16 protein-coding genes are annotated in these 17139 nt (G+C 32.5%); 5 read left to right on the plus strand and 11 right to left on the minus strand.

The window, feature by feature from the left end:
* Positions 1–52: 52 nt before the first annotated feature.
* Together LQ675_RS10235 and LQ675_RS10240 are read right to left on the minus strand one after the other, a co-directional pair.
* Entirely contained in the window at positions 53–775 is a 723-nt protein-coding gene (locus tag LQ675_RS10235) for a response regulator transcription factor LytR (RefSeq protein ID WP_048540782.1), read from the minus strand.
* On the minus strand, positions 775–2529 hold the full coding sequence (locus LQ675_RS10240) for a sensor histidine kinase (protein ID WP_048540781.1): 1755 nt from the start codon (positions 2527–2529) through the stop codon (positions 775–777). The genes LQ675_RS10235 and LQ675_RS10240 overlap by 1 nt, the downstream gene beginning before the upstream one ends.
* A 132-nt stretch (positions 2530–2661) precedes the next feature.
* Here LQ675_RS10240 and LQ675_RS10245 point away from each other — a divergent pair, with 132 nt between their 5' ends.
* The gene (locus LQ675_RS10245) at positions 2662–3444 is read left to right on the plus strand and encodes a putative hydro-lyase (protein WP_107601805.1); all 783 of its coding nucleotides are present in this window, start codon (positions 2662–2664) and stop codon (positions 3442–3444) included.
* 200 nt (positions 3445–3644) lie between these two features.
* Here LQ675_RS10245 and kynA read toward each other — a convergent pair whose 3' ends face one another.
* From kynA to LQ675_RS10270, 5 genes are all read right to left on the minus strand, one after another.
* Positions 3645–4487 carry a tryptophan 2,3-dioxygenase gene (kynA, locus tag LQ675_RS10250; RefSeq protein WP_025906919.1) on the minus strand — a complete coding sequence of 281 codons (843 nt, stop codon included), beginning with the start codon at positions 4485–4487 and terminating at the stop codon, positions 3645–3647.
* A gap of 2 nt (positions 4488–4489) precedes the next feature.
* Positions 4490–5110, minus strand: a complete 621-nt coding sequence (locus tag LQ675_RS10255; protein ID WP_080964666.1) for a cyclase family protein — start codon at positions 5108–5110, stop codon at positions 4490–4492.
* A 125-nt stretch (positions 5111–5235) separates the two neighbouring features.
* Positions 5236–6597 (minus strand): gluconate:H+ symporter, encoded by a 1362-nt coding sequence (locus LQ675_RS10260; RefSeq protein WP_075578381.1) that lies wholly within the window; start codon positions 6595–6597, stop codon positions 5236–5238.
* Between the two features lie 24 nt (positions 6598–6621).
* A complete protein-coding gene (locus LQ675_RS10265) occupies positions 6622–7989 on the minus strand; it encodes a four-carbon acid sugar kinase family protein (protein WP_239727898.1) in 1368 nt (455 codons plus the stop codon).
* Between the two features lie 9 nt (positions 7990–7998).
* Positions 7999–8874: an NAD(P)-binding domain-containing protein gene (locus LQ675_RS10270; protein ID WP_239727900.1), complete on the minus strand. Its 876-nt coding sequence runs from the start codon at positions 8872–8874 to the stop codon at positions 7999–8001.
* A 114-nt stretch (positions 8875–8988) separates the two neighbouring features.
* Here LQ675_RS10270 and LQ675_RS10275 point away from each other — a divergent pair, with 114 nt between their 5' ends.
* Both LQ675_RS10275 and LQ675_RS10280 read left to right on the plus strand, forming a co-directional pair.
* Entirely contained in the window at positions 8989–9591 is a 603-nt protein-coding gene (locus LQ675_RS10275; protein WP_025906924.1) for a GntR family transcriptional regulator, read from the plus strand.
* A gap of 69 nt (positions 9592–9660) precedes the next feature.
* Positions 9661–10866 (plus strand): S41 family peptidase, encoded by a 1206-nt coding sequence (locus LQ675_RS10280; RefSeq protein WP_158258871.1) that lies wholly within the window; start codon positions 9661–9663, stop codon positions 10864–10866.
* Positions 10867–11202: 336 nt separating this feature from the next.
* Here LQ675_RS10280 and abc-f read toward each other — a convergent pair whose 3' ends face one another.
* Positions 11203–12816, minus strand: a complete 1614-nt coding sequence (gene abc-f / locus LQ675_RS10285) for a ribosomal protection-like ABC-F family protein (protein WP_239727902.1) — start codon at positions 12814–12816, stop codon at positions 11203–11205.
* 233 nt (positions 12817–13049) lie between these two features.
* A complete protein-coding gene (gene isaB / locus LQ675_RS10290; RefSeq protein WP_152291969.1) occupies positions 13050–13562 on the minus strand; it encodes an immunodominant staphylococcal antigen IsaB family protein in 513 nt (170 codons plus the stop codon).
* A 613-nt stretch (positions 13563–14175) separates the two neighbouring features.
* Here isaB and LQ675_RS10295 point away from each other — a divergent pair.
* Positions 14176–14913, plus strand: a complete 738-nt coding sequence (locus LQ675_RS10295) for a transglycosylase family protein (RefSeq protein ID WP_048540761.1) — start codon at positions 14176–14178, stop codon at positions 14911–14913.
* 79 nt (positions 14914–14992) lie between these two features.
* Here LQ675_RS10295 and LQ675_RS10300 read toward each other — a convergent pair whose 3' ends face one another.
* Together LQ675_RS10300 and LQ675_RS10305 are read right to left on the minus strand one after the other, a co-directional pair.
* Positions 14993–15553, minus strand: a complete 561-nt coding sequence (locus LQ675_RS10300) for an RBBP9/YdeN family alpha/beta hydrolase (RefSeq protein WP_048540759.1) — start codon at positions 15551–15553, stop codon at positions 14993–14995.
* An 18-nt stretch (positions 15554–15571) separates the two neighbouring features.
* Positions 15572–15928: a helix-turn-helix domain-containing protein gene (locus LQ675_RS10305; RefSeq protein ID WP_239727904.1), complete on the minus strand. Its 357-nt coding sequence runs from the start codon at positions 15926–15928 to the stop codon at positions 15572–15574.
* 266 nt (positions 15929–16194) lie between these two features.
* Between LQ675_RS10305 and LQ675_RS10310 the strand changes: the two genes are divergently transcribed.
* Positions 16195–17112 carry a nucleoside hydrolase gene (locus LQ675_RS10310; protein WP_048540755.1) on the plus strand — a complete coding sequence of 306 codons (918 nt, stop codon included), beginning with the start codon at positions 16195–16197 and terminating at the stop codon, positions 17110–17112.
* The last annotated feature ends 27 nt before the right edge of the window (positions 17113–17139 follow it).

Genomic DNA, 17139 nt, shown 5'->3' on the forward strand with positions numbered 1-17139 from the left:
AATGCGAAATGCAATAATTGACCTCTAAGTTACAAAATTTATACTCTGAAAATTATACTAACCCTATTTCTGATTTAAACGACTTCATATATGATCGACTAACTTGTAATTTGATGTTCCCCGTCAACGTCACTTGATACGTCGAATTAAACCAATGTTCAACCGATTGTATATGCCATTTATTGATAATACTAGCACGATGAATACGAATAAATTTAGCGTGACTGAGCTTTTTTTCATAGAAACTGAGTGGCTCGTTTGTCGTATATTCATTGTCAGTCGTATTAATCGTCGTAATACCTTGGTTGACAGATATCGCAATAATATCATCTACATTCAATACATAAATACGATCATCGATTTCAATAGGTAAGACTTCATCATGATTGACCGGTTTCGGATCAACCGATTGTTGTGTCTCGATATTCGTAATTTTGTTAATCGCTTGTTCAATTCTTGATTTCTCAAATGGCTTCAAGATATAGTCTGTTGCTTCTAATTCAAATGCTTGTACAGCATATGTGTCATGAGCAGTTGCAAAGATAATATGCGGAACATGTTTCATTTTATTGATTTTCTTCGCTAAATCTAATCCACTTTCTTCCATCAAATTAATATCTAAAAATATAACATCAAATTCGTATGACAATAGCTGTTCCAATGTCTCTTCAACATTCTCTGCTTCTTCAATTTGACTAAATGAACCAATTTGATTCAATAAATATTTCAGTTCATTACGTGCTAAAGGTTCATCATCAACAATTAACGCATGCATTACATTTCCTCCTCTCGATATTTGTGTGGAATAATCGTACATACTTTCGTTCCTTTATCACTTGAATCGAATTGTAATTCTGCATGATTTCCAAATAATCCTATTAATCTTCTATTTAAATTCTCTAACGCACTTCCAGTTCCAGACTGAGAGGCAACCGTTGTCTTACCTAAAATAGCGATTTTATCTTCATGAATACCTTGTCCATTATCTCTTACACATAATTGAATCGATTGATGATTACGAATCACTTTAACCCAAATACGATTATCATCTTTTCTACTTGTAAAGGCATGTTTAATCGCATTCTCCACTAATATTTGTATAACAAAAGGTGGTACAAGTGCAGAATAATGTTCTTCGGGTATATCAAATTCAATTTTAAAGTGATCGGGATATCTCGCTTGTTCTAAAGCAATATAAGCACGTACTTGTTCTAATTCTTTTTCAATAGTAATTGTATTATTTCTCGCACCTTGTAAATTCGAACGGAAGAAATGACTCAATTGTAATAGTAATTGACGTGCTTTCTCATGATCAATTCGAACCAATGCTGAAATTGTATTAATCGCATTAAAGAAGAAATGCGGATTAACTTGAGCTTGTAACGACTTAATTTCAGCATCTTGTAATAATTTTCGTTGTGTTTCAACAGCACCAAGTTCTAACTGACTAGAGAATATTTTAGCTAATCCTTCAGCTAGTTGTTTCTCTACAAATGTTAAATCATGATGATCTGTAAAATACAACTTCAATGTCCCTACAATATCATCGTGAACATATAACGGAATAACGATCGCCGCTTCAAGTGGACAGTTCGGATGTTGACACCCTATATCTTTACTAGAATAGACTTCTTTTTGTTGACCTGTTTCAATAACCTCTTTAGATAAATCGGTAATAATCGTCTTATCAGGTGTATGATGATCACTAGCTACACCAACATGTGCCAATATATGCGTCTTATTTGTAATAGCAACAGCAGAAACTTTCATGAGATCTTTGATAACTTTTGCGGATTGATGTGCAGATGATTCTGTTAATCCTTCTTTAAAATAAGGCAATGTCTGATTGACGAGCTTTAAAACATCATGCGTTTGGATTGCTCTCATTTGTTCTTCTTGTTTAACTGTCGAAATAATTATAGACATAAATATCGCAGTACCTAATCCATTAATGATAATCATTGGCAATGCAATGAGTTGAACAAGTTCCCATGCATCTGCTTTTTGAGATGAGAATATCAATATACAAATCATTTGAATAACTTCCGTAGATGCACCAACTAATGCACTTTGTTTCACGGATAAATAACTTTTAGACTTCATTGCTTGTGCACCAAAATAACCTGCGACAAGCCCAATGACGATAGATGATATTAAATATGTATATGCATCTGCACCGCCAATATAAACTCTAAATATACCTGATAGCACACCTACAAACAGACCTACAAATGGACCACCTATTAATCCTGAAACGCCTATAGTTAACACACGTGTATTCGCAAGAGACACTTCTGGACCGAGATGTAAATAAATCATACTCGAAACAATTTCACCATTATGAATCGCTACACCTGTAAAATTAGATAGTAATGCAAATGATGAAAATACAATAATCAATCTCCATTTTACATACCATTTATCACGCTCACCCATCATATTTTTAAAATAAGTGGTATTCATTAATATGTATGCGACGAGTATAATTAAACCAACACGTTCTAATAATAAGACAAATAAATTTAACATATAAACACCTATCGTTTCTTTACTATTCTATACGTTCATACCAACAAATAGTTTACCATATGATTGTTAGAAATCTCGGAATAATGTTTAAATGATATAATAAGATGAACCATGCAGAAAGGGGATAATATGATGAATTTACAAACTGCATCACCAAATGAAATTAGAGCAAGTATAAGACAACGCGCATTAACACGACCAACTAGTGGGATGGCTAAAGGGTATGTCCAAGCAAATGTCGTCATCTTGCCTTCTAAATATGCCTATGATTTTTTGAAATTTTGCTTTAAAAATCCTAAGACATGTCCATTACTTGATGTATCCGAAGTAGGATCACCGTCATTTAGTAAATATGGAAAAGAAGCGGATATTAGAACAGATGTTGGATTGTACAGACTTTATAAAGATGGCAAATTCGTACAAGAATACGAAGATATTAAAGCGTTGTATTCAGATGATATGGTCAGCTTCTTAATTGGATGTAGCTTTACATTTGAACATGCTTTGCTTGAAGCGGGTATTCCAGTACGTCATATTGAAGAAAATCATAACGTGCCGATGTACATAACAAATATACCTGCTGAACCAAGTGGTACTTTTAAAGGAAACATTACAGTAAGCATGCGACCTATGACGATGGCAGAAGCAATTAAAGCTACTGAAATCACAACACATTTCAAAGAAGTACACGGTACACCAATACATATTGGAAATCCAAGTGAAATCGGTATCGGAAACATTGACCAACCTGATTTCGGTGAAGCTGTAACAATTAAAGATGGAGAAGTTCCTGTATTCTGGGGATGCGGTGTAACACCACAATCCGTAGCATTAGATGCCAAACCAGACATCATGATTACGCACGCACCCGGACATATGTTTATAACAGATATTAAAGACAGTGAAATGAGCTAGAATTAGAAGGACTTTGAAAGCAGAAAGCTGAGGCAACGTTAATTGCCTCAGCTTCATTTTGTTTCTGGACCGGTAATATTTTTTATCGGTCCAGAAACTCCATTTTCGGGTCGTTATTTCTTTTTATCGGTCCATATTTTCTGTTTCTGGACCGGTATTTATTTTTATCGGCCTGAAAATCCTATACTTCCATTCTCAACTTATAGTTCTGTACGCAATTCCCACAATTCAGGAAAGAAGTTCTGGTCAATAACGCGCTTTAAATAATTTACGCCTGAACTTCCACCCGTTCCTGTTTTGAACCCTATTATTCTTTGTACGGTTTTCATATGTCTAAATCGCCATTGACTATATCTATCTTCTACATCTGTTAATTTCTCTAGTAGTTCATACAATTCAAAGTATGCGTCTGATTGTAAATATATTGCTTTAAAAGCTTCTTTGACTGAATCATTTCTCATATAATTCTGTGTAACTTCCCTATTTAACACTTCGGAATCTATGTTAAATCCTGCTCTATGTACTGCTTTAATTGTTTCATCATAAATACTTGGTCGTTCTAGTTGTGTTTTCAGCTGCTGATAAATATTTGGGTCTTTTTCATAGATTTTTAAAGCATGTGTTGTTTTATATCCTAAGCTATATTCAATCATTCTATTTTGAAAAGATTGAAATCCTGAAGAATTTCCTAAGTCATCTCTAAATTTCAAATAATCACTTGGTGTCATGGTTGATAATACTTCCCATACTTGAATGAGTTGTTTTTGTATATTACCTACACGAGCTAATTTTTTAAATGCTTGTTTATATTGATCAGATTTAATATCATCACTTGCAGAATTTAATTCATGAATAATCAAGTTCATCCACAGTTCTGATACTTGATGGACAATTATGAATAATTTCTCATCGTGCGCATCTGTTAATGTATGTTGTGCTGATAATACTTTATCTAAACCTAAATATTCACTATAAGTCATGTCCTTCGAAAAATCCGTCTTCACACTTTCCCCTTTAAGTGATTCATCTTGAAATTCGCTCACAACTACTCCCCCTTTTTAGAAATGACCGCTCTTATTGGCGATCCGTCTGCACCTACTATATTTAAAGGTAATCCAATGAAGTTATAATAACCTTCTGAAACATTTTCTAATAATAGATTTTCAATATTAATGATGTCGTATTGATTAAATGCATGATGATTGTCTAAAGTTTTAGAGTCGATATCATCTACTGATGGCACGTCTATACCAAATACTTTAATCCCTATTGAAGATAAATATTGAATGGCGTCTTCTGTTAAGACAGGTACTGACTCTGGGAACACTTCAGAATGTGCTTCTGATTTAGTCTTAATCATAATAATAGTCCCTTTAATCTCAAATTGCTTGAGTATTTCCTGGGTTATTAATGTTTCATCCATAATTTCAATTAATGTTGCATCGCCAATTAAACGATTGACGTCAATTTCATGAATCTTGATACCTTCTTCATCAAAGTGATATGGCGCATCCATATGTGTGCCTATATGTGTGCTTGTTGAAATACTACCAATATTTACAGAACCCGTTTCTTCTTTAGTCGCTGAAAGTTTAAAATGAAAAGGCTCATCACCTGGCCAGTGTGCAATATTGTTCGTCAATTGTTGTGTAATATCAATCCACATAATCATGCTCCTTTATTAATGTAATCGCTACCATATTACCTTTTAATACAACTTTTGTACATTAATTTGTAATGATGAAAAAAGTAAAGGCCAGGACATTTACCTATGTCCCAGCCTTTTTATAGTTATACGATTAAATTGACGATTAATATTAATATCAAACCTAATACAGAAAGTACAGATTCTAGAAGTGTCCATGTTAAGAACGTTTCTTTAATTGTTAAACCAAAGTATTCTTTGAACATCCAGAATCCCGCATCGTTCACATGTGAGCAGAATATACTGCCTGCACCAATAGCAAGTACGACAAGTGAAATATTCACATCTGAAGCTTGTAATAATGGTAATACAATACCTACTGAAGATATTGCTGCTACTGTTGTTGAACCAAGTGCTACCCTTAATAAAGCAGCAGCTAGCCATGCTAAAAATATTGGTGACATTTCTGTACCATGAAATATTTCTGAAATTGTATCACCAACACCACCATCAATGAGGATTTGTTTAAATGTACCGCCCCCACCGATAATTAAAAGTAACATTGCTATTGGTCCAATAGCTTCTTCAAATGATTTCATAATCGTTGTCATATTCTTAGATTGTTTAATACCCATTGAATATATCGCAAATAACACAGCTAATAACATTGCTGTAACTGATGAACCTAGTAGGTACACGATAGATTCAAACCAGTTTGTTGGTTCTTGATCATGACCAGTTATGAGTTGAACTACCGTAGCAAATAACATTAAGATAACTGGGAATAATGCTGTTAATAAACTGATCCCAAAGTTCGGTAATTTTTCATTACTAAAATCATTAATTTTCCCAATACTTGCTGTGTTTCCTTTCTTTTCAAATGCTACAGGTGCTATAGCATAAGCAAATTTAGGGAAAATCCCTCCAACTATGATTGCTAAAGGTACACCGATGATAAGACCATACATCAGCACTTCTCCAATATTGGCATTAACCGCTTCTGATATCGCTACTGGACCTGGATGCGGCGGTAGGAATCCGTGCGTTACAGCAATTGAAGTCGCCATTGGAATACCAACTTGTAAATTAGAAATTTTCATTCTTTTAGCCAACGTAAACACTAAAGGAATTAATAACACAAATGCAACTTCTAAAAATAAAGATATCCCGATAATAAATGATGCAATAATCATTGCCCAAGTTACATATTTTTTACCAAACGTATTAATCAGTGTATCTGCAATTCTTGTTGCACCACCACCGTCAGATAATAACTTTCCTAAAATCGAACCTAATCCAAAAATAATCGCAATATGACCGAGTGTATCGCCCATACCTTTTTCAATGGTTTCCACAATTTTATCAAGTGGCATACCTAAAATAATACCTGTTAACATTGAAGTGATAATTAAAGCAACAAACGTATTTAATTTAAAGTACATAATAAGCGCTAATAAAATTAATACACCAATTACAACACTAATCAGTGGCCAGTATTCTCCCAACATTTAAATCCCTCTTTCTTTATATATTTAACGATTTAATTCATATACACTGCTTAAAGTTTCTTCATCTCCGACATTTCCTGGGAATATAACATAAGGTATATTTTGATATTTCGCTTCAGGACCTGTTAGCCATACTGGAACCCCTTGTGTAATTTGACCGATGACTTTTGCTTTTTCAATTTTTAACCCTTTTGTCGCAACATCGCTTGAAGTTATACCACCTTTAGCGATAATAAACTTCGGTTGTACATCTAAATTTGAAACGATTGATACTAAACTATTTGAAATTGCAGTAGAAATACTTAAATTATGTTGCAAATTCTCAGTTCTAATAACATCTCTTGACGTATAAATGACAACATCTTCACCGTTATCAATATATCTTTCAACGAGTTGTGTCATATCATCAACATAAGCTTGTAAATTGGATGACGCTATTTGCGTAACGTCAAATTCTATTTCACTAATAAATGAATGGTCTAATAAATATTTCAGTTGATCTGATGACTTTTTAACATGTGAACCAACAACAATAATGCCACCATTATCATTTTCTTTATACGAATTTAAATTGATAATTTCTCCAGGTGTTTCACAAATTGCTTTAACAAAAGATGCTGCTGTTCTAAAGATAAAGCGTTTATCATGTTGTGCTAAAAATACAGTCAAACAAGCTACAAAGAAATCCATATCCTCATCATTTACAGCATCTACAACGACTTGATCAAAGTCATTTAAATTTGAAAATACATTAAAAATCGTTTCTTTATCTCTTTGTCGTATGTTTTCTAATGTGATGTGATAAACTTCGTCAGATTGAATTTCGCCATTACTTTTTTCGCTTATAAAGTCATTCATATGTTTAGACTTAAATCCAAATGTTGTATCTTGTGCAAATTCACTTTCAGATACCGGGATATATTGCTCGCCTTCTTTAAGATAATGAATGCCTTCATATGTATATCTATTACCTTCAAAGAAAGCTGGAATATAGAATACAGCATCAAAAGCTTGGTCACTAGACTCACTTAACACTTTAGGTTCTATATAGAAATGACCTCTTAATGTAGAATCTCCTCTACTAATAATTAAATAAGGAATATCCAATTTATTAGCTACTTTTTGTATGTTAGCGCTTACCTCTTGGTGTAAAGAAATCGTCTCTTGCTCGTTTAACGCTCTAGAATTTGTCAAAATGTAAAACATATTATGGGATTGAAGAAAGCCATCTTCAATCCATTCCTCAGTCCACTTCGTATATACAGGTAAATCTTTAACTGTTTGAGTGCCTGTAGGATCATCATCTAGTACGATAATTTTATATTTCAAATCTGCTAAATGCTTGTTTATATCATCATGCTTAAATTCATTTATTAATTCTTTTGTTAACATCATTATCACCTACATATTATTTATTTTTTCGAAGTATTCAATGATACCAGAATGGTCATTTAAACCATTGCCTTGTGCAACTTCTGATTTATAAATTTCTTTAATTTGATTAACAACTGGTAATGTTAATCCTGCTGTATCTGCTGTTGACGATACATTTTTCAAATCTTTTAAATTAATATTTAAAGTGCCACCTGGTTTATAATCTTGTTCAATCATTTTAGGGAATTTCGCTTCCATAACTGCTGAACCTGCTAAACCATTTTTGATTGCTTCATGCATTTCTGTCAGGTCAATATCAAATTTCTTAGCGAGCACTACCGCTTCAGACAATGCTGCAATATTTGTATTCACGATAATTTGATTTGCCAATTTAACGACACTACCAGAACCAACGTGACCAACTCTTACAACAGATCCAGCAATTGGACGAAGCACTTCTTTAATATCTTCTAATAATCCTTCATCACAACCTACCATTACAGCTAGTTCTCCTGTAATCGCAAGTGGTTCTCCTCCACTAACTGGTGCATCTACAAACTGAATATCTTTTTCTTCAAGTACTTTACTAATTTCTAAAGATTCATTAGGTGTTAAAGAACTCATATCAATAACCATTTTGACATTAATTTCATTTTGGTTTAATACTGCCGTTTCACCACTGTATAAAACTGATTTAACAATAGCGCCATTAGGCAACATCGTAATCATCACTTCAGCATCTCTAGCCATTTCTTCAATAGATACAACTTTCGCACCTAATGCTGCTACCTCTTTTTCAGCTTCTTTATTTAAATCATTTACTAATACATCTTTATTAGCTTTGATTAAGTTCTTCACCATTGGCTTACCCATAATACCTAATCCAACAAATCCAATTTTCATTTTTATGCTCCTCTTCTGTAAACGTTTACAGGTATTGTATACCAAAAATTAATAAATGTATACATTTTATTTCAATTTTTTTTATAGTAAGATGAAGTTAACGAGGTGAGAACGATGGCAAATAAGGAATTATCCATATATCAAAAAATTAGAAATGACATTATAAATGGTGACTTAACACAAAATGAAAAAATAACAGAAAGCAAACTTGCACAGAGATATAATGTTAGTAGAACGCCGATAAGAGAAGCTATAAAACAACTAGAATTAGAATACTTCATAAGAGACGGTTATATTTATGTACCAACAGTAGAAGAATATCGAAATATCTTTGAGATGCGTATTTTAATAGAAACACACGCAATTAAAAAAGCGAGTATCGTATTCACTCAAGACGATATCGAAGAATTAAAAAGTTACGCAACAATCGGAGACGATAAAACAGAAGAAGAAATCATACAAATCAACGATCAATTCCATCAAAAAATCATGAGCGCTACAAAAAATAGTTTTATAATAGATACGTATAGTAAATTAAAAAGTTATATATACCTATTCAGCAAAACAGTTATCAATAAAAAGCGCCCAGGTCTTATAGAAGAACATCAAAAAATAGCAGAAATGCTAGAAAAAAGACAAACCGAAGCGGCAATAGAACTCATGAAAGAACACTTATTAAACGACTTAGAATTCAGTCTATACTATTTGAAATCATAGGAAGAAATAGTGTGGGGAGAAGGTTAATAAACAATAATCAACTATATTAAAATGAATGGAGTGCATCATATGACATTAAAAGAATTTAACATCATTGAAAATCAACTCATTAATGAATATGCAGGTTACTTTGATAAAAAAGAACTTATAACACAATTTCCATCTAAACTTTCTAATATAAATGAAGAAGAATTTTATTTTTACATGACTAAATATTTGAATAAATTTCACGATCCACATCTTAAATTAGTTGATTTTAATGGACTTTATCCAAATATAAGAGTCCAATTATATAATGATCAATTATATGTGATAGACTCTAGAAATTCACAAATTCCAACGGGTACTGTAATTCATAATTTAGGTTCATACTCAATCGATTATATACTTGAAAATGATCATGATTTATTAAAATCAAGTAACCCAGAAAGAATGGAATGGTCAGACGTACTTAAAAAATATAAATATATCGTATCGGATTCTAAACAAATATCTATTTTACAAAAAGATAAACCGGATTTCTTTGAACAATCATACATTATCGAAAATAAAAGCACCTATATTTATATAAAATTCACCGACTTTATTGATCATTTAAAAATCTCTAATTTAATAGATAAGCATAAAAACCTACTTTTAAATGCGAAACAAATCATTATTGATGTGCGAGGTAATCGCGGTGGTTCAGATTTAGCTTATTTAAAGTTATTACCTTATTTAACAACCGAAAGTATTACAATAACTGATGATACTCCTTATTATCATAGATTTACAAAATCTTATTGCGACGAAAGAATACATACAATTTCTGAACTCATAAAACAAATGCCAGATTCAGATGATCTCGATGAATATAAATCAATTTTAAATCTATATAAAGATAACTACGATAAAGGGTTTGTTAATATCAATAACAATCCAGAATCTGACACAATTAAAGGTATTCAAGAAAAGTGTCCAGATGTAAAGGTACTAGCGGATTTTGAATGCGGAAGTTCAGGAGATAACTTTGTAAAAATTGCACATGAATTTAAAAATATCGAAATTATAGGTAGACCTACTAAAGGTATGAACGATTATAGTAATATCATGTTTATCGATATTAACGGTAAATATAAATTAAGCGTCCCACACTCTAAAGACGGAAATGTAGATTTAGGTAAAAGTATGGGAAAAACAGGTATACCAGTAGACCACTATATTCCATGGACACCAGAAGAACTAGAAAAAGATATTATCTTAGAAATAGCTATAAATAGATTTACTTCGCATTAAATTTAAATGAAAAATGTTGAGCTAACGATCTTGTTTTTCATTCTTGAGCGTTAAAGCGACATTTTTTCTGTTTTTGTGCTGGTTCTCACGCTCTAACGATCTTGTTTCGGTTTCTTGGACGTTAGAATTTCTAACGATCTTGTTTTCCACTCTTGAGCGTTAAAGCGACATTTTTTCTGTTTTTGTGCTGGTTCTCACGCTCTAACGATCTTGTTTCGGTTTCTTGGACGTTAGAATTTCTAACGATCTTGTTTTCCACTCTTGAGCGTTAGCAGGTCCAAAATCCTATACAAAATATGAAAAGCGACGCCTATTTCGGGCGTCGCTTTATTTCTATCATGATAACTTCTCTTTTACGTAATCATAATTTCCTTCATATTTTGTTAGTTGTTTATCTTGTAGTAAATACGTTATATCAAATAGTTTATTTAAGAAATATCGATCATGTGATACGGCTATTACAGTACCTTCATATTCTAACAGTGCTTCTTCTATTGTTTCTTTTGAATCTATATCTAAATGGTTTGTTGGTTCATCAAGTATGAGCACGTTAAAGTCTTGATTAACGATTTGTGCCCACCTTAGTCTCATTTTTTCTCCACCACTTAAACTTTCAACTGTGTTAAATACATCTTCTCCATAGAACATAAATTGTGCAAGTATGTGTCTTGCTTGTCCTTCTGTTACATGCACAACATCTCTAAAGGTTTCTATGACTGTTTGATTTTCTATATTTTCAAATGTATGTTGAGATAAGTAACCTATTCTTAAGTTTGAAGCACAATGAACTTCTCCATCGTCTGGTTCTATTTGCTGCATCATCATTTTCAATAGTGTACTTTTCCCTGTACCGTTGTTACCTATAATGGATACGTGTTCTTTTCTTCTAATAAGTAAATCGATATCTTCGAATAGTATATCTTCATACATTTTAGAAACTTTTTTGAATTCAATCACATCGTTTGAGACACGTTGTCCTTCTGTTAAGTTTACATTCATTTTTTTATTTTCTAGTACTGGCTTATCTAACCTCTTGATTCTATTTAATGCTTTTTCCATACTTTTCGCACGTTTATACATTGCTGCATTGGGTGGCTTTGCTTGACTCGCCCATAACCTTAATTGTTTAATGGAATCTTCCATTTTTTTAATTTTCTTCTGTTGTGTCTGATATGCTTCAAATTGACGTATTATGCGTGCTTCTTTTTCTTTAACAAAATAACTATAATTACCGTGATAAATGTGCAGATGTCCTTGATCGATTTCTAATATTTGATTGACTGTTTCATCTAAGAAGTATCGATCATGTGATACGATCATAACTGCACCATTATATTGTTTAATAAAATCTGCTAGCCAATCAACAGAGGAAATATCTAAATGATTGGTTGGTTCATCTAATAATAGTAGTTTAGGCTGTTGCAATAATATTTGAGCAAGGCCAACTTTAGTACGTTCTCCTCCAGAGAGTTTCCCCCACGTTTGATTTAATAATTGATTAATTTTCAAACCATGACTGACTCTTCTTATGAGTGCGTCTCTTTCATACCCACCTATTTCTTCGAATGTTTCTTGTAATGCGCCATATTGTTTTAATAATCGTTCTAAATCATTCGTATTATTTGCCATTTCATCTTCTAAAAATTTCATTTTTTGAGAGATGTGATTAATTTCTTTAAATACTTCTGATAAACATTCATAAATTTCTTTATCTTCTTCATACTGTGGTAACTGGTTTAAATAACCAATTGAAATGTTCTTTTGCCAGCTTATTTGCCCCTCTGTCGGCACTTCGACACCAGCCATCAATTTCAATAATGTACTCTTACCCTCACCATTTCTTCCAACTAGTCCTACACAATCTCCTTCATTTAAGTCATATTTAATATCCTCAAAGATGAGATCCCCTGAGTAAGACTTTGATAGTTTAGACATATTAATAATATTCATTTTGCTTCCTCCAAAATCGGTCTATAAGGAAGCTGGTGTTAGACATTCCTTATAGCTATATTTTTCTTCAAAAAAGACATACTCCGCCAATTTTGGAAGAACATCCGCAAATTTGTTGCGTACGATTAAGAAAAATCTGCAACTATGAGCTAAATGAAACATCTAAAACACCTCCGTTCGTTTAAGTTAGTTTCATTATATAGTTGTGAAAATAATAATTCAATGTCTTTATGCTATTTTAAATTCTCACCAATATTAACAGTTGTGACGTAATTATTATCTATTGTAAATACGATAAGATTGCCACCTACTAGAAATCTATATTCTTCTCCGTTACGAGTTTCTTCTATAGTATAATCATTTCCGTAAGCTTTAAGAATTTGTGCTTTTGAAATGTGATGCTTTTTCACTGGGAATTTAGCACTTGCAGCATATTCTTCTTCATATTTTCCACCGAAATAGAATGTTTGATCATATGATGTTCTATGCGTATAAATATTTCCTTCATAAGATTGTGGCTGAACGATTCTATAATTATTCATTGTAACGTTCTTATACACTAAAGCATTGATGAAAGCTGAATCTAAAATAAAACTACCGTCATGGCCAGTGTAACCTTTATAAGTGTAGTAAGGTGTTGTTGCTGCTTCAACCTCATGACTGTCTTGACCAGGAAAATCTACAATACCAAAAATTGTTCCGAAAGAAATTCCTGTTGCAATTGTTAATTTAGTTAATTTATTCATTATCATCACTCCCTTTTGGTATAATTGTACACCTTAATATTACAATAATATTACAAAGTTATCAAAAGTATTACACAAAGGGATTGTAGGTATACCATCAGTAATATTACTGACAATTCAGTCTATTGTCGACATAATCACTCTGAAGCATACGCGGACTAAATATAGAAGCATTATAGGAAACATCCAGTTCTTACTATGAACTTTTTATAAACAAAAAATATTGATTAATTTTACACATCTAAAATTTTACATTTTTATTCTCTGAACTTATTTCTTAGTAATTATATCGAATTTAAAATTTTATATACCTCCTTTCAAAACCGTCATGAAAGTATTCATGTTGATTATATAAAATTCGACTATTTCATCATCCAATTGTATACAATTGGTAAATATAAGTGTAATATTACAAAATATAACGAGTGTAATTCATTATTACATTATTTCTTCTACATTGTAATCTTTTGTTATTTGACTGTAATTTACAAAGCCTCTATATATGTTATTGTTGTCTTGTCCCATTTTTAGGGAAGAATTTTTAACTAACAAAGAAATTATCATCTTAAAAAAGATACTATAAATAAAAAATTATTCGGAGGGTTTTAAAATTATGAAAAAAGCATTTTTAACTTCATCATTAGCAGTAGCAATCGGAGCAACAGGTGTTGCATCTACACAAGTAGCAGACGCAGCTGAACAGGACGTAAATAAAGAGCAATTAGCTCAATTAGCTCAATCTAATGCACCAGAACTTAATGAACATGCGATTCAAGAAGGCGCATATAACATTAACTTCACATTAGAAGGTTACGAGTATAACTTCCAATCAGATGGTCAAAACTTTACTTGGGAATACCATGCAACTAATGCAGCTGACTCTGAAAGCACTCAAGCTCCTGTAGCTGAGCAACAACAACCAGTAGCTGAAGAAAACGTAGCTGAACAAACTCCAGCTCCAGCAGCAAACAACACAGCTAATGAACAAGCAACTCAAGAAGCACCTCAGCAAGTAGAAGCACCAAAACAAGAAACACAACAAACACAAGAAACTACTACACAAACAACTCAAACATCTACTAGTTCATCTTCAGCTTCTGAAGGTTCAAATGTAAATGTTAATGATCACTTAAAACTTATTGCTCAACGTGAATCTGGCGGAGACTTAAAAGCTGTTAACCCATCTTCAGGTGCAGCAGGTAAATACCAATTCTTACAAAGCACTTGGGATTCAGTAGCACCAGCAGAATATAAAGGTGTATCTCCAACAGAAGCTCCAGAATCAGTACAAGATGCAGCAGCTGTTAAATTATATAACACTGCAGGCGCTTCACAATGGGTAACTGCATAATATAAAAGCAGTATTAAAATTTTATTCAACACATTAATCCAACGCCCCCGGCAATAGCCGGGGGCGTTTTTTGTATATTTTATTTATTAAACATATCATTTGCGATTTCAGCAACTTCTGGAAACTCAGTATAACCGTCTGAATCACAGAAATGGCCAACATGCTGAATGATAACTTCTTCAGATTGAAGTCTTTCTGCTAATCGCTCACTTAAATGACGTGGAACTAAACGATCATTAGATGCTATGACACTTACAATGTTTGGGACTTGTTTAATAATCTTTTCAAAATCTACTTGTGTTTGATCCATATAAGCATCAATTTTATTTAAGTTAGGAATCTTTTCATAAAAGCCTGCTACAAGAACAAGTCCTTTAACATTCCATTCTCCTTCATATCTAGATAGATAATCTAATACCGTCACTACACCTAAACTATGTGCAACGATTACATTATTTCCACTCGATATATCTACTTCATCTAATAAAGTTTTATTCCAATCTTCTAACACAGGGTTTGATGAATTAGGAAAGTCTAAAATTTTACTATCTATATCTTCAAATTGTTCTGTTAACCATTTAAACCAATGCTTTTTACTGTCTGCAGTATAGCCATGTGCTATATATAATTGTTTATCCATATTCATCACCTCTTCTGTTTATTGTACGAGTGCATTAATGATACCTATTATAATACCTCCGAATGGAAATACGAGCCACCAAAATCTTGATAAGAACTCCCATCCATTCATCGGACGATCATAATAATTATGATTAGGTTCATTTCGATAAGTCTCAATAATCGTGTGCTTTAAATTTTTATCCCCTTTGATTAACTCATCTAAAGATACATCAAAGATATCACTCATTTGCACCAATATATCTATACCTGGATATACTTTACCGAGTTCCCATTTAGAAACACTTTGTCTTGTGACATGTAATTTGTTAGCGAGTTCTTTTTGAGACCATCCATTAATTTCTCTCTCTTCTTTAATTTTAGCTCCAATATTCATATCAACCAACTCCTTATGTTTACTATATAACGACTACTTTAAAATATCCCGATACTATAGTTTGCACCCCAAGCAACTTGAAGTTGCAAACGCATAATAATAACCTTTAACACCATTATATACTTTTTTAACAATACGTCATTTATTTTTAAGAGGGTACTCTGCCTTCTGTCTTATTTTCAAAAAGGGTTATTAATCGTTCATTCCGTAATTATAATTGTACTTTGTTATACTATATATATCATACCGATAAAGGAGCGAACAACATGACAATCCCGATTATTATAGACACGGACCCTGGAATAGATGATATTATAGCGATTTCTGCAGCACTACATAGTAAAGAATTAGATGTTAGATTAATCACAACTATTGGAGGTAATGTAGGCATTGAACGAACAACTCAAAATGCATTAGATATTGTAAATTACTTTCATTCAAATACGCCAGTCGCTAAAGGTGTAGATAAACCACTCATCAATAAGCTTGAAACAGCAGAACATGTACATGGTCAAAATGGTATAGGTAATGCTCAAATTAAGACCACTTTACATAATGAATTACTAGAAGAACATGCTGTTATCGCAATGAGAGATACTATCTTGAATTCTGAAGAACCTATTACTCTCGTACCAATTGGACCACTAACTAATATAGGGCTGTTATTCTCACTATTTCCTGAAACTAAAAAAAACATTAAACGAATCGTGTTAATGGGCGGTGCAGCAGTTGGTGGAAATGCTACGCCAGTTGCAGAATTTAATATTTTTGTAGACCCACATGCAGCAAAAATTGTCTTTGATCAAGATATTCCAATCGTAATGTGTGGACTTGATGTAACGAGAGAAACTATGATTAATAAAGATGATTTAAATATCATTCAAACACAAGGAGACATTGGAAAGGTCATTATAGATATGTTATCTTCATACAACGATGTAAATGCCGGTGAAGAACATGAACATATCATTCATGACTTATGTACAATCTTCTACTTATTATATCCAGAAATGTTTACAACACAACGTGCCAATGTATCTGTCATAACTGAAGGACAAGCAGCAGGATGTACATACACTGAATTTAGCGATGAAGGAAAAGTCGAAGTATGTATGCATGCACAAAATAAACAATTCCGAGAAAAATTTGTAGACTTTATTAAAGCAATACATCAAAATCAATGACCATACATTATTCATATTAAAAAAAGA

This window comes from Mammaliicoccus sp. D-M19 (genome assembly GCF_022386695.1).
GTDB classification, from domain to species: Bacteria; Bacillota; Bacilli; order Staphylococcales; family Staphylococcaceae; genus Mammaliicoccus; species Mammaliicoccus sciuri.